Consider the following 25,124-nt stretch of genomic DNA (forward strand, 5'->3'; position numbering starts at 1 on the left):
TCACGACGCATCACCATCTCTGCAAGAACGGCGGCGATCGCTCAACCATCGTCAATCCGGTCTGCACGGCAGCCCGCTGCGTGCCCCGCATCACTCAGTAGTCCCACACGACAGGGACGAAGCGGAAGCCGTCGCCGTCTCTCGCAATGTGGCCGATCGACGGAAACGCGACATGCGCCGCGGCCAGCATCGCGCCGGTTTCGGCGGCGTCGTTGAACAGTGCGATCCGGACGTCGGTAGCCGCTTGCGGATCGTGCTCGAAGCCGTTTTGCCAGTCAGGATGGTCGAAGTTCACTTCGAAGATCGCGTCGCCCACGAACGTCAGTCGTTCGCCGTTCGATGCGATATCGACCACGCAGTGTCCCGGCGTATGGCCGCCGGTCACGCGCGCCGATACGCCGGCCGCAACTTCCACGGTGTGGTCGAACGGTACGATGTGCTCGCGATACAGCTCCACGAATCGCGCCGCGGCCCTGCGTAGCGCGGGCGGGACGGTTTCCGGCATCACCGTCTTGCTGAAGTCCGGATTTTTCCAGAACGCCAATTCCGCGGCCGACACGTGAATGCGCACGTCGGGGCTCAGCCGGGCCTTGACGCCGTCGACGTTCAGGCCGCCGACGTGATCCATATGCATGTGGGTGATCACGATGTCGGTGATCGCGGCGAGATCGATGCCCGCGGACTCGAGACGCATCACCGACCGTCCCGCGCGCGTGAAGTATTCGAAGCCGTCGCCCACGCCCGAGTCGATCAGGATCAGGCGATCGGCGCTGCGCACCAGCGCGATATTCAGCGCCCAGTCGAACATGTCGCGTTGCAGGAACCGTCCGTCGAACCATTCGTTGCGGTCCGCCTCGCTCACATTGGTGGACATCGTGGAAGTCGGCAGAGGCAGAACGCCGTCGCTGATCAGCACGACGTCGACATCGCCGATGCGCACCGCGTAGCGGGATGGAACGAGTTCACCAGCCGCTTCCTTGCCCAGCGGGGTCGTTACCGGGCGCACGTTGTGGATTGATCCGTTCATGTTCAATCGTCCTCTTCATCGAGTGGGGTCTTCCGCGCCGCGCAGCGCGGTTCGCGCGCGATCGTGCATGACGCGCTTTTCGTGTCGCGCGCATGCCGATCGAGCATGTCGGCGATTGTAGGGAGGCCCGGCGAACGTCTGAAGCACCGCGCCTGCGAACATCGTGTTGTCCTCGCGACAACAATCCGCCGGCGGGTTCATGGCGCCGAAATGCACATCGCCCGCCGTCCGTCGTCGGACCGCGGGCGATACAAGGGATGCCGTTTATGGGAGCGGCGTGCGCGCCGCATCCGGTATCAACCAGGCTGCCGCCCGGGTACCGTCTCGCCGCGCAGTGAGCATCCGCGCGTCTCGATCACCCCCGACAGCGCCACCAGCCCGATCGCACAGGCCGCCATCATGTAATACGCGGGAATCAGCGCATTGCCGGTCTTGCCGATCAGCCAGTCGTTGACGATCGGCGCGGTGCCGCCGAACAGCGACGTCGACACGTTGTACGCGATCGCCATGCCCGCATACCGCACGTGGGTCGGGAACATCGCCGGGAACATCGCGGAGATGGTCGCGAGCTGCGGCACGTACAGCAGGCCCAGCACCGCGAAGCCGACGAATGCGCCGAGCACGCCGTGCGTCATCAATGTGAACATCGGCACGGCCGCGACGAACAGCCCGACCAGCGAGATCCACCACATCGCCTTGCGGCCGACGCGATCCGACAGCCAGCCGGCGAACGGCAGCAGCACCATCATCGCGAGCATGCCGATCAGCGGAATCAGCAACGACATGTTCTCGCTGACGCCGACCTCCTTGTGCATGTAGGTCGGCATGTACGCGAGCAGCACGTAGTTGACGACGTTCAGTGCGACGACGAGCCCGCCGAGCAGCAGCAGTGGCCGCGCAAAACGGACCAGCAGCTGACCGATCGGCAGCGCGGTCGCGGCGGTGCTCTGCTCGCGCCGATGCGCCTGCTCCTCGAGTTCGCGGAACACCGGCGTTTCCTCGAGGCGCGAACGCAGATAGAAGCCGATCAGCCCGAGCGGCGCCGCGACGAGGAACGGCAGGCGCCAGCCCCACGCATGCATCGCGGTGTCGCCGAGCAGCAGCGCGAAGCCGAGCATCAGCAGCGCGCCGAGCGAGAACCCGGCGAGCGTCGCGAATTCGAGGAAGCTGCCGCACAGGCCGCGTCGCGAATCCGGCGCGTATTCGGCGATAAAGGTCGCCGCGCCGCCGTATTCGCCGCCGGTTGAAAAGCCCTGCACCATGCGCAGCACGATCAGCGCGGCCGGCGCGAGCCAGCCGGCGCTCGCATAGGTCGGCAGCACGCCGACGAGCAGGGTCGCGCCCGACATCGTGAGGACGGTCAGCGCGAGCACGCGCTTGCGGCCGAGGCGGTCGCCGAGCGGGCCCCAGAACAGGCCGCCGAGCGGGCGGATCAGGAACGAGATCGCGAAGGTGCCGAGTGCGAACAGCGTCGCGCTGGCCGTGTTGCCGGGAAACAGCGCGGCGGAGATGTAGGCGAGTCCGTACGCGTAAATGCCGTAATCGAACCATTCGGTCGCATTGCCGAGGGCGGCGGCCGCGATCGCGACCCGCGGCAGGCAGTGCGGCTCGTCGCCGCGGGAAGCCGTCTCGTCCGGAACGGACGTGGCGGCGGAAACGGAAGTCCACGATGGCACGTATCGCATGAGGGGTCCTCGCTATCAGCGTGCGCCCGGGCGGGCGCCGACGAGGATCAAAGTAATCCCGCCAATTAGCGATGCCCGATGTCATAGGACGATGTGGGGATCGGGGTTTTCCCGTGCCGTGGTCGCTGTTTACCGCACGTGCGGCAGCAACGCGCGCAGCCAGTACGCGACCGCCACCGCGCCGCCATCCGGCGTGCCGATCGCGCGTTCGCCGAGATAGCTCGCACGCCCCGCGCGCGGCGTCATGCCGGCCGTTCGCTGCGCGCCGTGTTCCGCCGCCTCGACGGCTTGCGCCCATGCGCCGGCGGGGTCGCGATCATGATCGAGCGCGCGATCGAACGCATCGGCGGCCGGCACCAGCGCATCGAGCATCGTCCGGTCGCCGGCACGTGCGCCGCCCAGTTCGGAGATCGCATCCACCGCGCTGCGCAATGCCGCAGCCCAGTCGCGCGCCGACGGTGCGGCGATATCCGAGGCATCGGCGAGGCGCCGCGACGCGCGCAGCAGCGCGGTCGCATAAAACGGTCCCGAGCTGCCCGCGATCGCTCGACGCAACGCGGTGCCCAGCGCCGCGAGCATGCCGGCCGGCGTGCCGTATGCGGCTTCCGGCAACGCGAGGATCGCCTGCGCGGCGCGATACATGCTCGCGCCGAGATCGCCGTCGCCGGCGGCCGTGTCGAGCTCCGTCAGCGTCGCTTCGTTGTCGATCAACGCTTGCGCGACCGCGTGCAGCGCCGGCTGCAGCCGTGCTGCCCACGCATGGCCGGCCGCATCGAGCGGCGGCAGCGGCTGGTCGGGCGCGGCTGCCGAGCCCACGCGGATCTGCGCGTTGACCGCGCCGCCGCCGGGCCATGCGCGCGCCTGCGTCGGCGCGTCGAGCAGGGCGGCGCGTTCGTCGTTCAGCCGCAGCAGCGAGATCGAGCAACCGGGCATGTTCAGCGCCGACAGGAACGTGCCGGCCCATGCCCGCGCGACGGCGATGCCGCGCCGGCTGAGGTTGTCGTACGCGGCGCGCAGCACGATCGCCAGTTCCATGTCCGGCGTCGCGCCGAGACCGTTGACGAACAGCGCGACGCGTTCGCCGCGATCGAGCACGAGATCGGCGACGATGCTCGACAGCAGCGTCTCGACCAGCAAGTCGGCCGGCAGCGGCGCGGTGCGTTCGACGCCTTTTTCGCCGTGGATGCCGAGGCCGAGCTCGATCTCGTGATCGGCGAGGCTGAACCCCGACTTGTCGGCGCCGGGGATCGTGCAGCCGTCGAGCGCGACGCCCATCGTGCCGAGTTCGGCGGCCGCGTCGCGCGCGATTGCCGCGACGCGGGCGAGCGGCAACCCGCGCGCGGCGGCCGCGCCGGCCAGCTTGTGGATCAGAACGGTGCCCGCGATCCCGCGTCGTTGCCCGCGTTCGACGCGGCCGCGCAGCGACACGTCGTCGGCGACGATCACGGTCTCCACGGGAATGCCCTCGGCGCGCGCAAGTTCGGCGGCCAGCCCGAAATTGAGGCGGTCGCCGGTGTAGTTCTTCACGACGAGCAGCGCACCGTTCGGGCCGGCGCACGCGCGGATCGCGGCGAGCACGGCGTCGGTCGGCGGCGACGTGAACACCTCGCCGCAGACGGCCGCGCTCAGCATCCCTTCGCCGACATAGCCGCCGTGCGCGGGCTCGTGGCCGCTGCCGCCGCCGGACAGGATCGCGACGGGGCGCTGCGACGGCTCGGGCAACGGCTGGCGCACGAGCACCTGCTCGTCACCGAGGATCGCGACATGCGGCGACTGCCGGGCGATGCCTTCGAGCATTTCGCGCACGACATCGGACGGGTGGTTCACGAGCTTTTTCATGGCAACGGGTTCCTGACGGTGGGACGAAGCCCGGCCGCACGCATGCGGTGCCGTGGGGCTTCGAACTTTGGATGGTAGACGGCGCACCCCGAAGGTGGCGCGCCGCGCGGCCGGCGTTACGTAACATCGAAGCATTCGTAGCACGAATGTAACGAAAACAGAGCCGCTCATGGGGCCCGAAACGTACCGAGCATGATTGCGGGCAGCACCCGCACGGGCGCGCGGAGGCTGGCGTGGCGTCGGGCAGGCCCGTTCGCCTGGCGCCAATGGCATGGAAAATGCTGTTTCTCTCCCGGTCCTCAACCGAACATTTCCATCGCCCGGACCGCGAGGAGACCACCATGTATCGAACCCGCATTGTCACGTCTGCGGCATTGCTCGCCGCCGCCGGCATGCTGGCCGCCTGTGGCGGCAACGACGTCGCCGCACCGTCGAGCGCGAACGCGAGCACCAGCGGCGCAACCGTCGGCGGCAATACGCCGGGCAGCAACACCTCGGACGGGGGCTGGGGCACCAGCGGCGCCCCTGGCACCCGTGGCGTCGTGAGCACCGCCGGCGCGCTCGCGATCGGCGTTGGCTCGACCGTCAGCGCGATATCGTTGCCGGTACTCGGGAATACCGTGACGCGCAGCGCAGGCGACACGATCTCGAGCGTCAGCACGATTTCGCGCGCCGCGACCGATGCGCTCAGCAACGGGCTCGGCAAGATCGGTTCGACGTCGAACCCGGTCGGCACGACGGTCGCCGGCCTTGGCGACGTTGTCGGCGCGACGGCGAATCCGGTCGCGGGCCTCGCGCAGACCGTCCGCGCGCTCGGCTCGGGGCCGCTGGCGCCGCTCGCGCCGGTGACGACACCCGTCGGCGCGGTGCTCGACACCGTGGCCGGCGGACTCGGCACGGCAGGCAACACGGTCGGCGCGACGCTGGCGTCGGGCGCCGTGCAACAGGTCACGCAGCCGCTCAGCTCGGCCGTCACGCCGCTCGTCATCACGGCCGGCCAGGCGACGCAGCAGATTGGCGCGACCACGGGCCTCGGGCAGCCGGTGGCCGGTCTGCTCGGACAAGTCGGTAGCACGCTGGCGACGACGGGCTCGCGAATGGGGTCCGTTTCGTCGCAGCCGGCCGTCGGCGCGGTGGGGGCGCTCGTCGGCGCGCTCGGCAATACCGTCACGAACGTGGGTGGACTCGTGAACTACAACGGCCCGAACGGCGTCGCGCCGATTCCCGGCCTGATCGTGAGTCTCGCGGGCGCGTCCATCACCACCGTGCAGAACGGTCCGTCGAACGGTTCGAGCGCGTCCGGCCCGCTCGGCGGCGTGCTGTCGGGGCTCGGCTCGACGCCGCTCGGGTCGCTGACCGGTGCGCTCGGCGGCACGACCGGTGCCGGTGCGGCAAGCCCGCTGGCGCCGGTGACGAATCTCGTGTCGACGGTCACCGGCACGCTCGGTGGCGCGGCGGGCGGAGCCGGTTCCTCGGCGAATCCGCTCGCGCCCGTTACGTCGTTGCTCGGCGGCGTGACGGGCGGCGTCGGGAAATAGTGGCGTACCGCACGGCGAGCGGCTGGACCACGCGCTGCTCGCCGTGGCGGAGGCGAGCAGCGCATCGGCTTTGCCGGTCCATGCCGCCGATGAATTGCCACAAGCCGAAGCATCGGGCGCCCGCATCGCCGACACGCGGCGCCGCGTGCTGCCGCGCGATCGCGCTCACTTGAGCGCCGCGATCGCCTTCGCACGAATCAGCCGCGCACGCAGCACATTGCGGCTGATGCCGAGCAGTCGCGCGGCCTGCACCTGATTGTGGTGACTGAAGTCGAATGCGACCCGCATCACAGTGTCCTCGATGCGTTCGAACAGGTTCTCGTGCGGCTCGTCGAACAGCGCGCAGAGTGCCAGTTCGAGCGCTTCCTGACCGGGCACGCGGCTCGCCGTTTCCCGCGCGCCGGCAACCACGGCCCGCACGCATGACGTCGACAGGTTCAGGTCGGTGTCCTGCAGCGCATCGTGGCGGCTCACCAGCAGCGCGTGATGGATCACGTTCTCCAGTTCGCGGATATTGCCGGGCCACGAATGCGCTTCGAGGCGGCGCGCCGCGCGCGGGTCGATGCTGCGCGGCCCGTGGCCGACGCGGCTGCGGTATTCGTCGAGGAAGTGGCGCGCGAGCGGCAGGATGTCGCCCGGCCGTTCGCGCAACGTCGGCACGTCGAGCCGCACGACGTTGAGCCGGTAGAACAGGTCGGCGCGAAACCGTCCGTCCGCCACCGCCTGCTGCAGGTCGACGTTGGTTGCGGCCACCACGCGCACGTCGATCGGAACGCCCGTGCGCGAGCCGAGCCGCACGACCTCGCGCTCCTGCAGCACGCGCAGCAGCTTGACCTGCATCGACAGCGGCAGGTCGCCGATCTCGTCGAGAAACAGCGTGCCGCCGTTCGCGGCTTCGAACCAGCCGGGCTTCGCGCCGACCGCGCCCGTGAATGCGCCTTTCTCGTGACCGAACAGTTCGCTGTCGACGAGCGTGTCGGAGAGCGCGCCGCAGTTCACGGCGATGAACGGGCCGCCGCCGCGATGGCTGACGTCGTGCACGTGGCGCGCGATCAACTCCTTGCCGGTGCCGGTCTCGCCGACGATCAGCACGTTCGCGTCGCTCGGCGCGACGAGCCGCACGCGTTCGAGCAGCGCGAGCGAACGCGGATCGACGAACACGGGCGTGCGGGTGCGGGCTCGCGCATGGTGCGTGGAGCGCTCGAGAACGGTCGCGCCGCGCGATTCGTCCGGCTGCGCGGTGACGACACGAAGGTTGACCGGACGCGGCGTGGCAAACAGGGAAGTCATGGCGATGAAGGCGTGAGTCGATCGAACGGTTCGAACCAGCGTCGACTGGCGCCGCGGTCCGGTTGCTGCCTGATCAGCAGAGTGTTCAGTGTTTTGCGCCGCACGGGAAACATCGATTTCTGATAACGAAAGCCGGATTGCTGCGCAGGATGCAACGGCGCGGAAGCGCGCTGTCGCGACAGCGGATTCGCCGTCATCGCGTTCGATGCAATGGCGTCCGGTCGCGGCGATCCGACGAATGGCGGGCGCGAATCTGCTGATCGAGCAGCAGCGCATCAGCAACGCTGTTTCCGTCGGTTCATCGCGTCGTGGAATATCGATGCGATGCGGCTGGCGAAACGCTTTCCATGGCTGGTTATTTGGCCGCGAATGCCATGCCCGATGGGCGATCGAATGAAACTTCGTGATGCAGATGATCTGCGCGAACGTGCATCCGTCGACAATGGCACGCTCCTTGCGAACCCGACCTGCATTCGCGCGCGCTTGTCGCCGCCGCGTAGCCCGCCTTTCGTTTTTTCCTTCGATCAGGACCTCTCATGAGCATTCACGAACCAACGGCCGACGGCGTCAAATTCGCGTACTGGGTGCCGAACGTCAGCGGCGGCCTCGTCGTCAGCACGATCGAGCAGCGTACCGACTGGAGCCTCGAGTACAACCAGAAGCTCGCGCGCACGGCCGAGGCGGCCGGCTTCGACTACGCGCTGAGCCAGATCCGCTTCACAGCCGGCTATGGCGCCGAATACCAGCACGAGTCGGTCTCGTTCAGCCAGGCGCTGCTGCATGCGACGACGAAACTGAAGGTGCTCGCCGCGATCCTGCCGGGGCCGTGGCATCCGGCCGTGGTCGCGAAGCAGCTCGCGACGATCGACCACATTTCCAACGGACGCATCGCGATCAACGTCGTCAGCGGCTGGTTCAAAGGCGAATTCACATCGATCGGCGAGCCGTGGCTCGAGCACGACGAACGCTATCGGCGCTCGAAGGAATTCATCCAGGCGCTGAAGGGCATCTGGACGCAGGACAATTTCACGTTCAGGGGCGACTTCTACCGCTTCAACGATTACACGCTGAGCCCGAAGCCTGTTCAGAAACCGCACCCGGAGATCTTCCAGGGCGGCAGTTCGCGCGCGGCGCGCGACAACGCGGCGAGCGTGTCGGACTGGTACTTCACGAACGGCAATACGCCGGAGAACCTGAAGGCGCAGATCGACGACATCCGCGCGAAGGCCGCCGCGAACGACCATCGCGTGCGGATCGGCGTCAACGCGTTCGTGATCGCGCGCGACACCGAGGAAGAGGCGCGGGCCGTGCTCGACGACATCGTCCGGCACGCACACGTCGAGGCCGTGCATGCGTTCGGCGATGCGGTGAAGGAGGCCGGCAAGGCGTCACCAGAAGGCGAGGGCAACTGGGCGAAATCCACGTTCGAGGATCTCGTGCAGTACAACGACGGTTTCCGCACGAACCTGATCGGCACGCCGCAACAGATCGCCGAGCGGATCGTCGCGCTGAAGGCGATCGGCGTCGATCTCGTGCTCGCCGGGGTCCTGCATTTCATCGAGGAAGTCGAGTATTTCGGCAAGCGCGTGCTGCCGCTCGTGCGCGAGCTCGAAGCGCAGCAGCAGGCGGTTGCCGCGTGATGCGCGCCGGTGTGCAGGACGTGGCGATCGCGTGAACGTCACGGCCGGCGCCGCGTGCCGCCGGCCGTCGACGATCGCTGCGTCACGACGAACGGCGCGGGTCGGGCGTGAATTCATCCGATCCGCGTCCTGGCGTCCGCGTCACGCCGCACCCGCCATTCTCGACGCCTCGACGAGCATCTGCACGCCGAGGCTGCCGAGCACCGCGCCCATCGCCCAGCGCTGCGCGAGCAGCAGCGCCGGACGCCCATGCAGGAACTTCGCGATGCCGCTCGAGCAGATCGCGACCAGCCCGTTCGCCGACGCGAACGCCGCGATCAGCAACGAACCGAGAAAGAGCGACTGGCCGAACACGCTGCCTTGCCGGTAATCGATGAACTGCGGCAGCAGCGACACGAACAGCATCGCGAGCTTCGGATTCAGCACGCTGGTCGTCGCGCCCATCGCGAGCAGCCGCAGCGGCTGCTCGTTCGGCAATGTCTTCACCTCGAACGGCGACCGGCCGCCCGGCCGGACCGCCTGCCACGCGAGGTAGAGCAGATACGCGGCGCCCACCACGCCGAGCACGGTGCCCGCGTACGGCACGCTCAGGAACAGCGTCGTGATCCCGAACGCGGCGCCGAACATGTAGAACAGATAGCCCACCATCACGCCCGCCAACGAAATCAGCCCGGCGGTGCGCCCCTGCGCGATCGAGCGCGACATCACATGGACCATGTTCGGCCCCGGCGTGATCGCGAGCATGCCGCCGATGACCAGGAATCCGTAGAGCGAGCCGGAGGTGTGCATGGTTGCTGCTTCCCGCGATGAATGTCGATGGCGTTCATTGTCCGGCGATGGAGGCAGCCAGTAAAACGGGATAAACTGAATCGATTGATCAGATTTTCTGAATGCCATGAAAAAGCTCGATCTCGATGTGCTGGCAATGGTGGTGGCGGTGACGGAATCCGGCTCGTTCGCGCAGGGCGCGCAAGTGGTGCACCGGTCGCCGTCGGCGGTGAGCATGCAGATCAAGGCGCTGGAGGATGCGCTCGGCAAGCCGCTGTTCATTCGCGACACGCGCAACGTCACGGCCACCGACGACGGCCGCATGCTCGCCGATTACGGCCGCCGGATGCTGGCGATGCGCGACGAGGCGTGGGCGTCGGTCGTGCGCCCGGAGATCCGCGGGCGCGTGACGATCGGCGTGCCGGACGATTACATCTCGTCGCTGCTGCCGCAGGTGCTCGGCAAGTTCGCCGCGATGCATCCGCGCGTCGAAGTGCGCGTGATCGGCCAGCCGAGCAGCGCGCTCGTGCCGATGCTGAAGGACAACACCGTCGACCTTGCCTGTCTCACGCGCATCAAGGGCGTGACCGGCGAACTGGTGCGGCGCGAGCCGATCGTGTGGACGGGTTCGGCAAAACGGAACGTGTGGGAAGAGCGGCCGCTGCCGGTCGCGTTCTTCACGCACGGCGGCAGCATGGCGCGCGATCACGCGATCAAGGCGCTGAACCGGCAGAAGATTCCGTTCCGGATGTCATACGAGAGCCCGAGCTTCCTCGGCTTGCTCAGCATGGTCGAGGCCGGCCTCGCGGTCGCGCCGCTCGCGCGCTGCAGCATTCCCGCGCATCTGGTTCAACTGTCGCCGAACGAAGGGCTGCCGCCGCTCGACGCGCTCGACGTCGTGCTGGCGCGCAGCGCGCAGTCGGCGCGCCCGCCGTGCGATTACCTCGCCGAACAGATTCTCAATGAATGGCGCGCGTGATCGCGCTGTCCGTCCGCCCGCGCGTCAGCACGATTTCAGCAGCCATTCCCGAAACGCCACCAGCGACGGCAGCGTGTCGTTTTCCGGCGGATACACGAGGTAGTAGCTGCGCTGGCTGGTGATCGCGTCGCCGATCGACACCAGTTCGTTGCGGCTCAGCTCGTCCTCCACCAGCACCTTCGGCACGAGGCCGATCCCCATCCCGGCCCGCACGGCCTGGATCAGGTGCGACGTCAGCTCGAAACTGGGGCCGATCCGCATCTCGCGATGATCGAGCCCGAAATGCGAGAACCATTCGGCCCACGCGTGCTGATTGCTCGTCACGCCCAACAGCGTCTGCCCCACCGCCCACGCCGGCGCACGCGGGCCGGCCTTGCGGCGCCCGGCCGCCGCATCGGGGCTCGCGATCGCGATCAGGAACTCGTTGTACAGCCGGTGCGCGTGCAAGCCGGGCCAGTCGCCCGCGCCGACGGTGATGGCCGCGTCGAGGTCGTCGGTGTGGAAGTCGATGCCGCCGATCCGCGAATGCAGGTGCACGGTCACGCCCGGATGCGCGGCGTAAAAATCGTGCAGGTGCGGCAGTAGCCATTTGGAGCCGAAGGTCGGCAAGGTCGCGAGCCGCAGCGTGCCGGCGCCGGCCTGATGCGACATCGCCTGTAGCGTCGCACCGCGGATGCGCCCGAGCGCGCCGCTCAGCTCGACGAAGTAGCGCCGCCCGACTTCCGTCAGTTTCACCGAGCGGCCCTCACGCCGGAACAGCGGCACACCAAGCTGATCCTCGAGCGTCTGGACCTGCCGACTGATCGCGCTCTGGCTCAGCGACAGCTCGTCGGCCGCGCGCGTGTAGCTTTCGTGGCGCGCGGCGGCTTCGAACACGAGCAGCAACGACATGGACGGGGTCAGGCGGCGGTAATTCATGAGTTTTATGCAAGTTTTGCCGGGAGAGAATTCGTTTGTTTCTCGCGATGATTCGCAAGATACTGGATTTCCGCGTTGCGGGGAATCTTGCTCAAAACTCATGTTTCCGAGCGAAGCCACGCGCCGCTCCATCCACACTGCGCTTTCATCCCATGTCGATCGCTTCGTTGCCCCGTCCCGTCAGCCCGTCCGAGGGCCGTTATCGCGACTTTCTCGCCGCCCTCCAGGCGGCCGGATTCGCCGGAGAAATCCGCTCGGACCATGCGAACCGGACCGTGCAGGCGACCGACAACTCGATCTACCAGCGCCTGCCTCAGGCGGTGGTCTGCCCCGCGCATGCGGACGACGTGCGGCTGCTCGCGCGCCTGCTCGCCGAGCCCGCGCACCGCGACGTCGCCGTGGCGGCGCGCGGTGGCGGCACGGGCACCAACGGGCAGTCGCTGACCGACGGCGTGGTCGTGGATCTGTCGCGCAACATGAACCGGATCCTGGAAATCAACGCCGGCGAGCGCTGGGTACGCGTGCAGGCGGGCGTCGTCAAAGACCAGCTCAACGCCGCGCTGAAGCCGCATGGCCTCTTTTTCGCGCCCGAGCTGTCGACGTCGAACCGCGCGACGGTCGGCGGAATGATCAACACCGATGCGAGCGGGCAGGGCAGTTGCACGTACGGCAAGACGCGCGACCACGTGCTGGCGCTCGACTTCGTGCTGATGGGCGGCGAGCAGCTGCACAGCGACGCGCTCGCCGATGACGAACTGGAACGCCGCTGCGCGCGGCAGGACCGCGTCGGCAAGGTGTATCGCACCGCGCGCCGCATCAGCGACGAAAAGGCCGCGTTGATCGACGCGAAGTTTCCGAAGCTCAATCGCTGCCTGACCGGCTACGATCTCGCGCACCTGCGCGAACCGGACGGCCGCTTCAACCTGAACAGCGTGCTGTGCGGCGCCGAAGGCTCGCTCGGTTTCGTCGTCGAGGCGAAGCTGAACGTGTTGCCGATCCCGAAGTATTCGGTGCTCGTCAACGTGCGCTACGCAGGCTTCATGGACGCGCTGCGCGATGCACGTGCGCTGCTCGAACTCAAGCCGCTGTCGATCGAGACGGTCGACTCGAAGGTGCTGATGCTCGCGATGAAGGATTTCGTGTGGAGCAGTGTGGCCGAGTATTTTCCGCAGGACGATGCGCGTCCGACGCTCGGCATCAACCTGATCGAATTCAGCGGTGACGATGCCGACGACGTCGATGCGCGCGTGCGCGCGTTCGTCGAGCATTTGCGCACCGACACGAGCGTCGAGCGGCTGGGCCACACGCTCGCGACCGGCGACGATGCGGTGAAGCGCGTGTACGCGATGCGCAAGCGCGCGGTCGGCCTGCTCGGCAACGTGCAGGGCGAGGCGCGCCCGCAGCCGTTCGTCGAGGACACCGCGGTGCCGCCCGAGAATCTCGCCGCGTACATCGCCGAATTCCGCGCGCTGCTCGACGGCCACGGGCTGCAGTACGGGATGTTCGGCCACGTCGACGCGGGCGTGCTGCACGTGCGCCCGGCGCTCGACATGAAGGACCCGAAGCAAGCCGCGCTGGTGCGGCCGGTGTCGGACGCGGTGGCCGAACTCACGCAGCGCCATGGTGGCCTGTTATGGGGCGAACACGGCAAGGGCGTGCGCTCCGAATATGCGCCGGCGTTCTTCGGCGAGCTGTATCCGTCGCTGCAGCAACTGAAGGCCGCGTTCGATCCGCACAACCAGTTCAACCCGGGCAAGATCGCGACGCCGCTGGACAACACGCTGCGGCTGCTGAAGATCGACGAAGTGCCCACGCGCGGCGACCACGACCGGCAGATCGACGAGCGCGTGTGGCAGAGCTACGGCACGGCGATGCACTGCAACGGCAACGGCGCGTGCTACAACTTCGATCCGGACGACGCGATGTGCCCGTCGTGGAAGGCGACGCGCGAACGCGTGCAGTCGCCGAAGGGGCGCGCGTCGCTGATGCGCGAATGGTTGCGTCTGCAAGGACAGGCCGGCGTCGACGTCGTCGCGGCGGCGCGCGCGCGACAGCCGTTCCTGCGCGGCCTCGTTGCGCGCTGGCGCAACAGCCGCGCCGCGCGCGACGGCGAAGCCGACTTCTCGCACGAGGTGTACGACGCGATGGCTGGCTGCCTCGCGTGCAAGTCGTGTGCGGGGCAGTGCCCGGTCAAGGTCAACGTGCCCGAGTTCCGCTCGCGTTTTCTCGAGCTGTATCACCAGCGCTACCTGCGGCCGCTGCGCGACTATTTGATCGGCTCGCTCGAATTCACGATGCCGTGGATGGCGCGCGTGCCCGCGCTGTACAACGGCCTGATGCGTGCCGGCTGGGTGCGCACGCTGCTCGAGCGGCACGTCGGCATGGTCGACAGCCCGCTCCTGAGCCGCTTCGACCTCGCGGCCGTGATCCGGCAGTGGAACGTGCGGCCGGCCGATCCGCGGGCGCTCGCCGCGCTGGGCGATGCGCAGCGCGCGCGCAGCGTCGTGATCGTTCAGGATACCTTCACGCGCTATTTCGACACCGAGCAACTGGCGACGCTGATCGAGCTGGCCGCGCGCGTCGGCTTCCAGGTGTGGCTCGCGCCGCTCGCGCCGAACGGCAAGGCGCTGCACGTGCAGGGCTTCCTCCGCGCGTTCGAGCAGGCGGCGATTCGCAATGCGACGCAACTGGCCGCGCTCGCGCGCTCGGGTGTCGCGCTCGTCGGCCTCGATCCGGCGATGACGCTCACGTATCGGCAGGAATACCTGAAGGTGACGGGGCTCGCCGACGTGCCGAATGTCGCGCTGCCGCAGGAGTGGCTGCTGCACGCGCTGCCGGAAGTCGTGGCGGGCGCGGGTTCGGGCGACGTATCGGCGGCGTATCGGCTGCTGCCGCATTGCACCGAGAAGACCAACGCGCCGGACAGCGGCAAGCAGTGGGCGCAGGTGTTCGCGCGTCGCGGGCTGCGCCTGGCGGTTCAGGCGGCCGGGTGCTGCGGGATGTCGGGGACGTACGGGCACGAGGCGCGCAACCTGCAGACGTCGCGGGCGATCTATGCGCAATCGTGGGCCGCGCATGTCGATGCGCCGGAAGAGGCGGGCGAAGCGCTGGCGACCGGGTATTCGTGCCGCAGCCAGGTGAAGCGCATGTCCGCGCGGCAGGTGCGTCATCCGCTGCAGGCGCTGCTCGATCACGTGCGTGCGGCGGGGTGACGGGCGGTGGTGAGCGTGATGCGGCAGCGCGCGCGCCGGATCGAGCGGCACGTGCAATGCCGCGACTGACACCCGCCCTGGCTCAGGCGCCGGCTTTCGCGGCCTTCCGGGCGCGTTGCTTGCGCGCTGTCGGAAACGCGCCGACGCCGCGCGGCCGTTTCGGCTCGATGCCCGTTTTACCGATGACGTGCCGGAAATCGATCTCGTGCGCGGCGAGCGCGCCGATCAGGGTCGCGATGACCGCGAGGTGGGAAGGGACGGTGCCCTTGCTCGAATAGTTCGTGATGGAACTTTCGTTCATACGGATCAGGCGAGCGAATTCCCGAGCCGTCAACTGCGCTTTCTTCAACTCCTGTTGAAATTCCGCATACGCCATTGCACACATGTCGCTTCATCTCCGCAAAACTTGAATCGGCTCCGCGCGGCGCCGGCGCCGACGGATGGCGTTCCCGTCGTGCCGGCGTCGCGGGGCGTTACATCTTCACCTGGTCGAGGAAGGTCTTCTTGCCGCTCTTGTAGCCGTAGATCGAGATGATCCCGTGCGTCAGGTCGCCCTTCGCGTCGAACGTCGTCGTGCCGATCACGCCTTCATATTTCGTCGACGGCATCGCCGCGAGGATCTTCGACGGGTCGGTCGAGTTCGCGCGCTTCATCGCGTCGACCGCGATATAGACCGCGTCGTACGCGAACGGCGCGTCGAACTTGATGCCCTGGTTGAAGCGCTTCTGGTACTTGGCCAGGAACGCCGCGCCGCCCGGCATCTTCTCGAGCGCCGCGCCGGCCTGCGAGCACAGCACGTTGTCGGCCGCCGGGCCGGCCAGCTCGGCCAGCGAGTCGGTGCACACGCCGTCGCCGGACAGGATCTTCGCGCGCAGGCCGAGCTGCTTCGCCTGCTTCGCGAGCGGGCCGCCGGTGGCGTCCATGCCGCCGTACATGATCGCGTCCGGGTTCTCGCCCTTGACCTTCGTCAGAATCGCGCGGAAGTCGACGGCCTTGTCGTTGGTCGCATCGTGGGAGAGCACCTTCAGGCCGAGCGCCTTCGCCTTCTTTTCGAATTCGTTCGCGAGGCCCTGGCCGTACGCGGTCGAATCGTCGATCACCGCCACGCTCTTCACGCCCTTCGACTGCGCGTAGCTCGCGAGTGCCGGACCTTGCTGCGCGTCGGTCGCGACCACGCGATAGGTCGTCTTGAAGCCCTGCTGCGTGTAGGTGGGGTTCGTGGCCGACGGCGAGATCTGCACGATGCCGGCGTCGCTGTAGATCTTCGACGCGGGAATCGACGTGCCCGAGTTCAGGTGGCCGATGACGGCGACGACCTTGTCGTCGACGAGCTTCTGCGCGACCTGCGTGGCCTGGCGCGGGTCAGCCGCGTCATCCTGCGCGTCGAGCTGCAGCGTGATCTTCTTGCCGCCGATCGTCAGGCCCTTCGCATTGATTTCCTCGACCGCGAGGCGCGCGCCATTCTCGTTGTCCTTGCCGAGGTGCGAGATGCCGCCCGTCGTCGGTTCGACGCTGCCGATCTTCACGACCTGGTCGGCCATCGCGCCCGATGCGGCCGCGAATGCGGCGGCGGCCAGTGCGACGGTCATCAGGGGTTTGCAGCGCATGCCGACAATGCTTCGTTCCATCTGCCATCTCCGTTGATTGATATTTCTATTGCCGCCCGGTCGGCCGCGCGCCCTCGTGAGGCGATCGGCGAGCCGGACGCGTCTCCGTGACCCATGACGGGTTCGGCATGCATGTCGCCGGGCCGTCGAGACCGGCGATTTCGTCTGACGACATGCAATTGGTATGAATATATCCGAACCCGTTTGCGGCCGCTTGCGCGAATTGCCCGGCCTTGCGCAAATATGATGCGCTTGCGCGGCTTTTCGCGCAGATGTGGCTGTTTTGTACCGTCGAATGCTCCGATTATTCGACCGGACCGCCACCGATGACCATGGACAGTGCCATGCAATCAATCGAGAACTGTTCGGTCGGTTTGTCTGCACACTTTCATCGTCACGCCACGGCGAAGTCGCCATCCACTCGATGCAACTAACGGTCAAGTCCGCCCGCGTCGATGAATTGGCGCGCCGTATCGAACTGCATGGGTATTCAGTTTTGCAGCCGACGGGGCCCGGCTTGGCGGAACCGCGCCCCCGTCGTTCTTCGAGCAAGTCTTGCCGTCCGACGAAACCGCTCGCCTATGTCCGTCCGCGCAAGGCCACGAGTATCACGCCGGCAATTGCGAGCAGGCCACCGCACACCGTCTCGATGCCGGGGCGCTCGCCCGTCAGCGCCATCGACAATGCCGTCGCGACCGCCGGCGTCAGATAGAGGAAATTGGCGGCGCGCGCCGCGCCGAAGTGGCCAAGCGCGAAGGTCCACGTCGCGTAGCCCAGCGCGGCGGGAAAGACGCCGAGCACCAGGACGGCAAGCACCGTGTCGCGCGAAGCCCCGCCGCCGAGCGACACGAGCGCGCCGGGCAGCCATGGCGTGAGCAGCACCGCACCCGCCAGCAGCGTATAGGCGGCGCAGGGCAGCGCGCCGTACACGGGAATCAGCCGCCGCTGCAACACGAAATAGCTGGCCGAACACAGTGCCGCGCCGAGAATCAGCGTGCTCCCGGAGCCGAGGACGAGACCGCCCGGCTGTCCGTGCGCGATCACCGCGATGCCGGCCAGGCTGACCAGCGAGCCGAGCCATCCCCAGCGATTGAAGCGTTCGCGCAGAAACACCGCGGCCAGCACCGCCGTGAAGATCGGCAGCGTGTTCACGATGAAGCTCGCGGCGCCGGCCGACACGGTCTGCTCGCCGGTATTGAGCAGCGCGTTGTAGAGCGCGATGCCGAGCAAGCCGCAGACGAGGAAGCGCAACGCGTCGCCCGTGGCTGGCAGTCGAGGCCGCCGCCACGCGAGCCATGCGATCACGAGCACGGCCGCGGTCGCGAAGCGTGCGGCCGCGAGCTGCAGCGGGGCCAGGCCGTGCAGGCCGATGCGGATGAACGGGAAGGCGGAGGCCCACGAGACGATCGTGAACGCCACCGCGCCGGCCGCGACGAGCGGCAGTCGCGCGCCGCGCGACGAGGAGGAAGGGAGCGTGTTCATGCGGCAATGGTGCGGCGTAGTCAGATGTTAAGCTAGCGCACAGATCAACATGCGGGTATGAATATGGCTCACAGCTCGGTGCGCATGCGGCGGCGTGTGGCGGACGCGCTGCCGGCCCTCGCGTCGGCACCCGGCCCGCGTCCGCCGCTGGCCAGCCTGGAGACCGTCTGCACGGTGGCGCGCCAGGGGTCGTTTCTGGCGGCCGCCGATGCCTCCGGTGTCACGCATGGCGCGATCAGCCGGCGCGTGGCGGCCGTCGAGAACTGGCTGGGCATGGCATTGTTCGAACGTCATGCGCGCGGCGTGCGGCTGACGCCGGACGGTCAGCGCTTCGTCGGCCGGATCGAACAGGCGTTCGCGATCATCGACGGCGCGGCCGATCAGTGGCGCTTGCCGCGCACGCCGCGACTGGTCAGGATGAGCGTGGTGCCGGCGTTCGCGCAGCTCTGGCTGCTCGAGCGCCAGCATGCGCTCGAGAGCGAGGCGCCCGCGTTGCGCATCGAGCTCGGCATCGAGCTTCGCAACGTGGATATCGCCGCCGGCGAAGCGGATCTGTCGATCCGTTACGGGCGCGGCAACTGGCGTCGGCTCGAGACGCGCGAGTTCATGCCGGAGACGCTTTATCCGGTCGCGCATCCGCGGCTCGCCGCGCAACTGGCCGCGCGGCGCCGTCGAAACGGCGACGCCGCGCTGCTCGAGATGCCGTTGTTGCACGACTCCGACGTGACGGGCTGGCGTACCTGGTTCGACGCGCTCGGCATTCCGTTCAAGCCGCGCGCGCAGGATCGCCGCTTCGAGGACTACAACCTGGTGCTCGCGGCGGCCGAAGCCGGGCTCGGCGTGGCCCTGGCGCGGATGCCGCTCGCCGATGCGTATCTCAAGCGCAGCGCGCTCGTGCGTGTGAGCCGGCATGAGGTCGAGTCGCTGCTGAGGTATCACTTCGTGCATGCGAAGGGCGAGAATCGTCCGGAAGTGCTCGCGCTGATGGAGCGGATGCGGGCGGCGCTGGGGTAGGCGACGGCAGCGTCGGGACCGGCGACACGACGTGCGTCGACGCCGCCGGTGCTCGACCGCGGCCATGGGATCGTCGACAATGCGACCGCGGAAAACCGCGAGATCCGAAGATGAACGAGAATCGACAGTTTTTGCAGACGTGCGGATGCAGAGGGAGAGAGTGAGTAATGAATAGACCAGACAAGTCGTCGAAAGCGCGTGCGGCGCTCGACCAGCTGTTTTCGGGCATGGCGCCCGCGGACGCGCAGCAGCGCGCGTCGCGTCCGGGCAATCCGTTCGAAGCGGCAGGCGACCCCGCCGGCGCCGACGGCCGCGTCGAAGTCACGTTGTCGACGAGAATCCAGTTGCGCGGCTATCCGGGCGCGGATGCGTTCATGAAGCGCATGGCCGAAGCGTGGGGCCTCGCGTGGGGCCCGTACGACGCCGTGCGGGCGACGGCGACGCTGCCGGCCGGCTGGCGCTCGCGCCGGCTTCCGGAAGTCACGCAGATCGTCGATGAACGCGACGTGCTGCGCGCGGAAAGCAGCCTGCAGGGCGGCGAGATGTCGTATCTGAAAGTGCATCCGCGCTATTACATCGATGCGCGCAAGGGGTTCGGCTGGCGCAAGTCGTCGAAGGCGTCCGACGATCCGGATCTCGACGGCCCCGACTGGAACTGCTACGTGATGGATCGGGAAAAGTCCGTCGAAGTGCACGAGATGACGACGTCGTCGTCGAAGGCCGATCTGGACAACGCCCGTGCGACGTTGCTTAAATGGCTCGACGAGCACTACCCGAAGCATCGCGATCCGTTCGCGTACTGGACGGATTGCGAACGCCCATTGTAAGGCGCGCACGGCGCGCCGTCGCCGCGGAGGGCAATTGAAGCAGACCGGTGCGGTCCCGATTCTCTGGGCGGCGTTCGGCGCGGCGTTCGGCTCGACCGTCGTCGAGTTGCTGCTCTGGCCGATCGCCGGAGAAGACGCCTTTCACAACCTGCTTCGCGACGCGCGCCTGACGGCCGCCCTCGTGATGGGGCGATCCGTGCTCGGTGCGCCAGCGGGCTTCGATCCGACGATCATGGGCGTGGCGACACTGGTGCATGCCGCGCTGTCGCTTGCCTATGCGGCCGTGCTGGCGAGAATGGTCCGCAACCTGTCGCCGGGCGTCGCGCTGCTGGCGGGCGGCGCGTTTGGATTCGTTCTCTACGGCATCAACCTGCATGTGTTCACCGCGGTGTTCCCGTGGTTCGCCGCAGTGCGCGGCGCGATCACGCTGGTCGCCCATGTGGCGTTCGGTGTCGTTGCGGCGGGCGTCTACTGCATCGTCCGGCGCTCGCCGCGCGCATGATCGCCGATGGTCCCTGCGTCGCGCATTCGCATCCCGACCCCTGGAATAATCCGGCACGCTACATCGTCTAATGATCGGGTGACCCGATACGAAGCCGCGCGTCGTTCGTGATGCCAAGGATCGGTGGTCGGGGCAATCACGCAGGAGCCGATCATGTGCAACTTGTTTCGGGTCGGGATGGGCGTCGTTTGTCTCGGCTGTTCCATGTGCGTGCTTGCGCAAACGTACGACGACACGCCGGATGAGGGCGCCCGTTGCCGTGCGGTCGTCGTGCAAGCGGAAATCGACGGCACGGAGCAGCAGATCGTCGGGCGCGCGTGCCGGCAAAGCGACGGCACCTGGCACATGATGCAAAGCCAGGACGGCACCATCGTGTGGTACCCGGACACCGCTTATCCGTACGCCGACCCGTGGTACTGGGGGCCGGCGGTGTTCGTCGGCACGGGTGTCAGTTTCGTCTTCATCGACCGTTTCCATCATCGCCATCACTTCGACCACTTCGGTCACGTTGGTCACTTCGGTCACTTCGACGGGGGCATGCGTGGCCGCGTCGGCGTTCCGATGGGCAGCGGCTTTCATCGTGACCCGACCTTTGTCGGCGGGGAGCATGGGTTCGGCGGGATGCGCCGGCATTAGACCTGCGCACACGGCGCGGCGGCCGCACACCGCAATGTGCGTCCGGCCAACGGCATCACGCAGAAACTCGACGATGACATCCATCTGCTCGTCGATCCTGAGCTTCCATTGCCATGACGATGTCTTGCCATCCTTCTGAAAGCGCTCGAACCCACGTTCGGTGAGCTGGGCAGCCAGTGACGCGTAGCCGTCACGCTGGAAGCCTCGCGCGCTGTCGAGACGCTGGAAGAAGCGTTTGCCCGCTACGGGCTGCCGGACATCGTGAACACCGATCAGGGCAGTCAGTTCACGACGGGCGCGTTCATCGATACCGTGCTGGGTCGACAGGTCAGGTTGTCGATGGACGGTAAAGGTGCCTGGCGCGACAACGTGTTTGTCGAGCGGGTCTGGCGCAGTATCAAGTACCAAGAAGTCTATTTGAAAGCGTACGAGTCGGTCAGCCACGCCCTGCGCTCCATCAGCGAATACATCAAGCTGTACAACCGGAAACGGCCCCATTCGACCCTGGCGGATCAGACGTCGGACGAGGCATACTTCGCGACGCTGCCTGCGATCAAATCGGCAGCATGATTGCCTCGGACGTCCCACTTAAAAATCTCAGAAAACTGTCCGAATGAGTGAGGCCACCTCTCAAGCCCTCCGACGCGGGGGCTTCTGCACGCCACGTCTCGCGAGCCGCATCCATAACATGAAGGTATTCGGGCCATGCAAATTATGTATTTTTTGTATGGATGCTCGACGCCTACATTGTCGATATTCGATTTCCTCCAGAGAGAACTGCGATGAAACAGACAATGCCTGGCGCGACGGCGGCAGATAGCCGACAAAAGATTGGAGACAAGATTCGGCAATTCACGCCGAACTGGTTTGCGATGACGATGGGCAACGGCATCGTGTTTCTCGTCATTGCCGGACTGCCTTGGCACTTCGCCGGCCAGATGCAGCTGGCGCGAATGCTCTGGGCAGCCGATAGCGTGCTCTATGTGGTCTTTGCCGGCATGTTTGCGGCGCGCTGGATCTTCTATGCGGACACGATCCGCCCGATGCTGCATCACCCGCTGCAGTCGATGTTCCTCGGCGCGGTGCCGATGGGTCTCGCGCCGATCATCAACGGTTTGGTCATCTTTGCGGCACCGCATGCGGGTGAAGCTGCGAGCCAGCTCGCCTACCGCCTGTGGTGCGTCGACGCCGTGCTGGCACTCGCCGTTGCCATCGCCGTGCCATACATGATGTTCACTGCGCAAGCCCATGCGCTCGAGCGCATCACGGCGGTGTTGCTGTTGCCTATCGTGGCACCCGAAGTGGCCGCCTCGAGCGCGGCCGTACTCGCGCCGCATGTCGACGGGCAAACCGCGCGTTTCCTGGTCACCGCGGGTTACGTTCTGTGGGCGGTGTCGGTGCCGCTCGCTTTCACCGTGCTCACGGTCGTCTTCTTCCGGTTGGTGATACACAAGCTGCCGCATCGTGACCTTGCACCGTCCAGCTGGCTGACACTCGGCCCGATCGGAACCGGCGCGCTGGGCTTGCTCGCACTGGGCCAGGTTGCGCCAGGCGCCTTTGCGGGCACGCCTTTCGCGGCGACCGCGATCGTCGCGCGTGACATCGGATTGATCGGCGGCTTGCTGCTTTGGGGTGTGGGCCTCTGGTGGCTGGCCACGGCGATCCTGTTCACCGTGCGGTATTCCCGTGACGGGCTGCCGTTCAACCTGGGATGGTGGGGCTTCACGTTCCCTCTCGGTGTATATACCGTCGCGACCTTCAGTCTTTATCGGACGACCGGCTTCGTCGCGTTCGCCGCCGTCGGAATGCTGCTCGCCGCCCTGCTCGGCGCGTTGTGGGTGACCGTTCTTTCGCGCACGGTGCGCGGCCTCGTCCGCGGTGAACTGTTCCACGCCCCCTGTCTTGTTGGCCGGGCACGCGTTGCATTCGCCTGAACGCGTTCTCGGCGCCAGCTTCGGCGGTCGTGCCTGCAAAGGGCGGCTTGCCGACGTGTAGAGATGTCCATGCATGTCACTGATCCTTCGAAGGAGATCCAGAATGTCCAAACCTGCCCGCCGTGTGGCCGTGACTGGAGCGGCCGGTCAAATTGCCTATTCGCTGCTGTTCCGAATCGCCCGCGGTGATTTGCTCGGCGACGATCAGCCCGTCATCCTTCAGCTTCTCGAACTGCCGAACGCGCTGGAAGCGCTGCGCGGCGTGGTGATGGAACTCGAAGACTGCGCATTCCCGCTGCTCCAGTCGATCGAAATCGGCGATGATCCGCGCGTCGCGTTTCGCGACGCCGATTACGCGCTGCTCGTCGGCTCGCGGCCGCGCGGGAAGGGCATGGAGCGGCGCGACCTGCTCGCGGCGAACGCGGCGATCTTTCGCGCCCAGGGGCAGGCGCTCAACGAGGTGGCGAGCCGGCGCGTCAAGGTGCTCGTCGTCGGCAATCCGGCCAATACCAACGCGTGGGTGACCCGTCACCATGCGCCCGATCTGCCGGTGGACGCGATTACTGCGATGATCCGTCTCGACCACAATCGCGCGGTGTCCAGGCTCGCTGCGCAATGCGGCGTGGCAGTCGATGCGGTGACTCGCATGATTGTGTGGGGCAATCACTCGCCGACGATGTACCCGGACTATCGCTCTGCATTGATCGACCGGCAACCGGCCCCGATGCTCGTAGGGGATGAGCGCTGGGTTCGCGACACGTTCATTCCGGAAGTCGCGCGCCGGGGCACCGCGATCATCGAGGCGCGCGGAGCATCGTCCGCGGCGTCGGCAGCCAATGCGGCGATTGACCAGATGCGCGACTGGATCCACGGAAGTGACGGGCGTTGGGTGTCGATGAGCATCGTCTCGAGCGGCGAGTATGGCATTCCGCGCGGCCTCGTGTTCGGCATGCCGACGATCTGCAGCGAAGGGCGATATCGTGTCGTCCCGGATATTCAGATCGACTCGTTCGCGCGCTCCCGAATCGACACGTCGGTTGCGGAGCTCACGGACGAACTGCAGGCAGTACGAGCAATTCTTGCGCTTTGATGTGATTCGAAGCAGCTCGCATTCGATCAGTTTCCGTTTCAGACAACACGAAAGGACAAGTCATGTTCGACACTTCGATCAGGAAGACGGCTTTATCATTGGTAATCCTGATGTTCTCGTCGGGAGTTTTTTCGCACGAAGTTCCCGATCCGACTATACGGCGGGATGCCCGCGACGGCGTCGTACGTTTGTACGGCGCAGGCGGCCCGGATACCGCATTTACGAAGGTCGCAAAGGTCTTTACTGACGAGACCGGTATCAAGGTGGAAGTGACGGGCGGGCCCGAACCCACATGGACCAGAAGAGCACAGGCTGACGCGGATATTCTATGGGGAACGTCGGAAGAAGATATGGCCGGCCTTCTCGAAACGTACAAGGCATTTCGCTGGAATGACGTCACGCCGATCTATATTCGCCCGGCCGTCATCGCCGTGAAGAAGGGCAATCCGAAAAATATCCGAGACTTCGACGATCTGCTCAAGGACGGCGTCCGTATCGTCGTCACGGAAGGCGCAGGGGTGGCGAATACGTCCGGCACGGGCACGTGGGAGGATGTTGCCGGCCGCATAGGGCGTCTCGACGACGTGAGACGATTCAGAAGAAATATCGTCGGATTCGGCACGGGCAGCGGTCCGAGTTTCAGGATGTTCGTCGAAAAGGACGCGGATGCTTGGATCACGTGGCCTGACTGGCCGATCACGCACGCCGACAAGGCCGACTACGTCAGCTTGCCTGCCAACAGAGCGATCTGGAGAGACGTCAATGTGGCGCTCGCTCCGGACGCGGATCCCGAAGCAAGGCAGTTCCTCGATTTCCTGAATAGCGACCGTGGTGCCGCAATCATGAAGACCGAGGGGTGGGTGCGTTAAGCGCATTGCTCGGTGGAACGATCGAGCCGCGTCGGTCGTTCCACCGGCCGGCGCGGGTGCATCGAAGCAGGTTCATGCGGATCGCCCACAGCGCTTTCCGCAGGATGCGCTTGTTGCAATGCCAGCGCCGAAATTGGCATCTCTACAGTTCGTGAAGGCAACGACGATGAAAAAACAGGCCCGCGTTGGCGAACGGTGGCTGGCTATGCCAGTTCGATCGTGGACGAACATCGAGAAGATTTACAGACTCACCAATACCTTCGTATA

Annotated in this window: 21 protein-coding genes and 1 pseudogene; 13 read left to right on the forward strand and 9 right to left on the reverse strand. The window is 66.7% G+C overall.

Annotation, left to right across the window (positions count from 1 at the left end):
- Nucleotides 1-94: 94 nt before the first annotated feature.
- The 3 genes from WS45_RS00160 to WS45_RS00170 all read right to left on the reverse strand — a co-directional run bounded on the left by WS45_RS00160 (nt 95) and on the right by WS45_RS00170 (nt 4,551).
- Complete coding sequence (locus WS45_RS00160) at nt 95-1,027, reverse strand: MBL fold metallo-hydrolase (RefSeq protein ID WP_059697462.1); 933 nt, start codon at nt 1,025-1,027, stop codon at nt 95-97.
- Nucleotides 1,028-1,323: 296 nt separating this feature from the next.
- On the reverse strand, nt 1,324-2,712 hold the full coding sequence (locus tag WS45_RS00165; RefSeq protein ID WP_059697464.1) for an MFS transporter: 1,389 nt from the start codon (nt 2,710-2,712) through the stop codon (nt 1,324-1,326).
- 129 nt (nt 2,713-2,841) lie between these two features.
- The gene (locus WS45_RS00170; protein WP_059697466.1) at nt 2,842-4,551 is read right to left on the reverse strand and encodes a dihydroxyacetone kinase family protein; all 1,710 of its coding nucleotides are present in this window, start codon (nt 4,549-4,551) and stop codon (nt 2,842-2,844) included.
- A gap of 341 nt (nt 4,552-4,892) precedes the next feature.
- On the opposite strand from WS45_RS00170, the gene WS45_RS00175 reads away from it, so the two are divergent.
- The gene (locus WS45_RS00175) at nt 4,893-6,089 is read left to right on the forward strand and encodes a collagen-like triple helix repeat-containing protein (RefSeq protein ID WP_082721786.1); all 1,197 of its coding nucleotides are present in this window, start codon (nt 4,893-4,895) and stop codon (nt 6,087-6,089) included.
- 165 nt (nt 6,090-6,254) lie between these two features.
- On the opposite strand, the gene WS45_RS00180 is transcribed toward WS45_RS00175, so the two are convergent.
- A complete protein-coding gene (locus tag WS45_RS00180) occupies nt 6,255-7,379 on the reverse strand; it encodes a sigma-54 interaction domain-containing protein (RefSeq protein ID WP_082721787.1) in 1,125 nt (374 codons plus the stop codon).
- Nucleotides 7,380-7,589: 210 nt separating this feature from the next.
- Between WS45_RS00180 and WS45_RS34590 the strand changes: the two genes are divergently transcribed.
- Nucleotides 7,590-7,919, forward strand: a complete 330-nt coding sequence (locus WS45_RS34590; RefSeq protein WP_156436968.1) for a hypothetical protein — start codon at nt 7,590-7,592, stop codon at nt 7,917-7,919.
- A complete protein-coding gene (gene sfnG, locus WS45_RS00190) occupies nt 7,916-9,019 on the forward strand; it encodes a dimethylsulfone monooxygenase SfnG (protein WP_059697471.1) in 1,104 nt (367 codons plus the stop codon). The genes WS45_RS34590 and sfnG overlap by 4 nt, the downstream gene beginning before the upstream one ends.
- A gap of 141 nt (nt 9,020-9,160) precedes the next feature.
- On the opposite strand, the gene WS45_RS00195 is transcribed toward sfnG, so the two are convergent.
- A complete protein-coding gene (locus tag WS45_RS00195) occupies nt 9,161-9,808 on the reverse strand; it encodes a LysE family translocator (RefSeq protein WP_059697473.1) in 648 nt (215 codons plus the stop codon).
- Between the two features lie 106 nt (nt 9,809-9,914).
- Here WS45_RS00195 and WS45_RS00200 point away from each other — a divergent pair, with 106 nt between their 5' ends.
- Entirely contained in the window at nt 9,915-10,766 is an 852-nt protein-coding gene (locus WS45_RS00200) for a LysR substrate-binding domain-containing protein (RefSeq protein ID WP_059697475.1), read from the forward strand.
- A gap of 24 nt (nt 10,767-10,790) precedes the next feature.
- Here WS45_RS00200 and WS45_RS00205 read toward each other — a convergent pair whose 3' ends face one another.
- On the reverse strand, nt 10,791-11,684 hold the full coding sequence (locus WS45_RS00205; protein ID WP_059530738.1) for a LysR substrate-binding domain-containing protein: 894 nt from the start codon (nt 11,682-11,684) through the stop codon (nt 10,791-10,793).
- Between the two features lie 152 nt (nt 11,685-11,836).
- On the opposite strand from WS45_RS00205, the gene ydiJ reads away from it, so the two are divergent.
- A complete protein-coding gene (gene ydiJ, locus WS45_RS00210) occupies nt 11,837-14,896 on the forward strand; it encodes a D-2-hydroxyglutarate dehydrogenase YdiJ (protein ID WP_059697477.1) in 3,060 nt (1,019 codons plus the stop codon).
- An 82-nt stretch (nt 14,897-14,978) separates the two neighbouring features.
- On the opposite strand, the gene WS45_RS00215 is transcribed toward ydiJ, so the two are convergent.
- From WS45_RS00215 to WS45_RS00225, 3 genes are all read right to left on the reverse strand, one after another.
- The gene (locus WS45_RS00215) at nt 14,979-15,281 is read right to left on the reverse strand and encodes a hypothetical protein (protein ID WP_059697479.1); all 303 of its coding nucleotides are present in this window, start codon (nt 15,279-15,281) and stop codon (nt 14,979-14,981) included.
- A gap of 88 nt (nt 15,282-15,369) precedes the next feature.
- Nucleotides 15,370-16,524 carry a branched-chain amino acid ABC transporter substrate-binding protein gene (locus WS45_RS00220; RefSeq protein WP_059530729.1) on the reverse strand — a complete coding sequence of 385 codons (1,155 nt, stop codon included), beginning with the start codon at nt 16,522-16,524 and terminating at the stop codon, nt 15,370-15,372.
- A 558-nt stretch (nt 16,525-17,082) separates the two neighbouring features.
- Nucleotides 17,083-17,985 (reverse strand): DMT family transporter, encoded by a 903-nt coding sequence (locus tag WS45_RS00225; RefSeq protein ID WP_059697481.1) that lies wholly within the window; start codon nt 17,983-17,985, stop codon nt 17,083-17,085.
- Nucleotides 17,986-18,042: 57 nt separating this feature from the next.
- On the opposite strand from WS45_RS00225, the gene WS45_RS00230 reads away from it, so the two are divergent.
- The 8 genes and pseudogenes from WS45_RS00230 to WS45_RS00265 all read left to right on the forward strand — a co-directional run bounded on the left by WS45_RS00230 (nt 18,043) and on the right by WS45_RS00265 (nt 24,857).
- Nucleotides 18,043-18,999, forward strand: coding sequence for a LysR substrate-binding domain-containing protein (locus tag WS45_RS00230; protein WP_059530723.1), 957 nt, complete (start codon nt 18,043-18,045; stop codon nt 18,997-18,999).
- A 167-nt stretch (nt 19,000-19,166) separates the two neighbouring features.
- On the forward strand, nt 19,167-19,826 hold the full coding sequence (locus tag WS45_RS00235) for a hypothetical protein (RefSeq protein WP_059530720.1): 660 nt from the start codon (nt 19,167-19,169) through the stop codon (nt 19,824-19,826).
- Nucleotides 19,827-19,860: 34 nt separating this feature from the next.
- Entirely contained in the window at nt 19,861-20,328 is a 468-nt protein-coding gene (locus WS45_RS00240; protein WP_059697483.1) for a hypothetical protein, read from the forward strand.
- 153 nt (nt 20,329-20,481) lie between these two features.
- The gene (locus WS45_RS00245; protein WP_059697539.1) at nt 20,482-20,964 is read left to right on the forward strand and encodes a hypothetical protein; all 483 of its coding nucleotides are present in this window, start codon (nt 20,482-20,484) and stop codon (nt 20,962-20,964) included.
- Nucleotides 20,965-21,144: 180 nt separating this feature from the next.
- Nucleotides 21,145-21,534 (forward strand): annotated as a pseudogene (locus WS45_RS00250) (transposase); the annotation flags it as partial.
- Nucleotides 21,535-21,746: 212 nt separating this feature from the next.
- Nucleotides 21,747-22,898 (forward strand): TDT family transporter, encoded by a 1,152-nt coding sequence (locus WS45_RS00255; RefSeq protein ID WP_059697485.1) that lies wholly within the window; start codon nt 21,747-21,749, stop codon nt 22,896-22,898.
- A gap of 103 nt (nt 22,899-23,001) precedes the next feature.
- Complete coding sequence (locus WS45_RS00260; RefSeq protein WP_059697487.1) at nt 23,002-23,988, forward strand: malate dehydrogenase; 987 nt, start codon at nt 23,002-23,004, stop codon at nt 23,986-23,988.
- A gap of 62 nt (nt 23,989-24,050) precedes the next feature.
- Entirely contained in the window at nt 24,051-24,857 is an 807-nt protein-coding gene (locus tag WS45_RS00265) for an extracellular solute-binding protein (protein ID WP_059697489.1), read from the forward strand.
- Nucleotides 24,858-25,124 lie beyond the last annotated feature (267 nt).

It is taken from the genome of Burkholderia sp. RF2-non_BP3 (assembly GCF_001522185.1).
Taxonomy (GTDB): domain Bacteria; phylum Pseudomonadota; class Gammaproteobacteria; order Burkholderiales; family Burkholderiaceae; genus Burkholderia; species Burkholderia diffusa.

Coding starts and splice junctions, on each gene's coding strand:
- ydiJ (WP_059697477.1), top strand. CDS start 11,837: ATGTCGATCGCTTCGTTGCCCCGTCCCGTCAGCCCGTCCGAGGGCCGT.
- WS45_RS00265 (WP_059697489.1), top strand. CDS start 24,051: ATGTTCGACACTTCGATCAGGAAGACGGCTTTATCATTGGTAATCCTG.
- WS45_RS00225 (WP_059697481.1), bottom strand. CDS start 17,985: ATGAACACGCTCCCTTCCTCCTCGTCGCGCGGCGCGCGACTGCCGCTC.
- WS45_RS00200 (WP_059697475.1), top strand. CDS start 9,915: ATGAAAAAGCTCGATCTCGATGTGCTGGCAATGGTGGTGGCGGTGACG.
- WS45_RS00175 (WP_082721786.1), top strand. CDS start 4,893: ATGTATCGAACCCGCATTGTCACGTCTGCGGCATTGCTCGCCGCCGCC.
- WS45_RS00180 (WP_082721787.1), bottom strand. CDS start 7,379: ATGACTTCCCTGTTTGCCACGCCGCGTCCGGTCAACCTTCGTGTCGTC.
- WS45_RS00195 (WP_059697473.1), bottom strand. CDS start 9,808: ATGCACACCTCCGGCTCGCTCTACGGATTCCTGGTCATCGGCGGCATG.
- WS45_RS00170 (WP_059697466.1), bottom strand. CDS start 4,551: ATGAAAAAGCTCGTGAACCACCCGTCCGATGTCGTGCGCGAAATGCTC.
- WS45_RS00245 (WP_059697539.1), top strand. CDS start 20,482: ATGTGCAACTTGTTTCGGGTCGGGATGGGCGTCGTTTGTCTCGGCTGT.
- WS45_RS00215 (WP_059697479.1), bottom strand. CDS start 15,281: ATGTGTGCAATGGCGTATGCGGAATTTCAACAGGAGTTGAAGAAAGCG.
- WS45_RS00260 (WP_059697487.1), top strand. CDS start 23,002: ATGTCCAAACCTGCCCGCCGTGTGGCCGTGACTGGAGCGGCCGGTCAA.
- WS45_RS00255 (WP_059697485.1), top strand. CDS start 21,747: ATGAAACAGACAATGCCTGGCGCGACGGCGGCAGATAGCCGACAAAAG.
- WS45_RS00205 (WP_059530738.1), bottom strand. CDS start 11,684: ATGAATTACCGCCGCCTGACCCCGTCCATGTCGTTGCTGCTCGTGTTC.
- WS45_RS00230 (WP_059530723.1), top strand. CDS start 18,043: ATGAATATGGCTCACAGCTCGGTGCGCATGCGGCGGCGTGTGGCGGAC.
- WS45_RS00160 (WP_059697462.1), bottom strand. CDS start 1,027: ATGAACGGATCAATCCACAACGTGCGCCCGGTAACGACCCCGCTGGGC.
- sfnG (WP_059697471.1), top strand. CDS start 7,916: ATGAGCATTCACGAACCAACGGCCGACGGCGTCAAATTCGCGTACTGG.
- WS45_RS00165 (WP_059697464.1), bottom strand. CDS start 2,712: ATGCGATACGTGCCATCGTGGACTTCCGTTTCCGCCGCCACGTCCGTT.
- WS45_RS34590 (WP_156436968.1), top strand. CDS start 7,590: ATGGCGTCCGGTCGCGGCGATCCGACGAATGGCGGGCGCGAATCTGCT.
- WS45_RS00235 (WP_059530720.1), top strand. CDS start 19,167: ATGAATAGACCAGACAAGTCGTCGAAAGCGCGTGCGGCGCTCGACCAG.
- WS45_RS00220 (WP_059530729.1), bottom strand. CDS start 16,524: ATGGAACGAAGCATTGTCGGCATGCGCTGCAAACCCCTGATGACCGTC.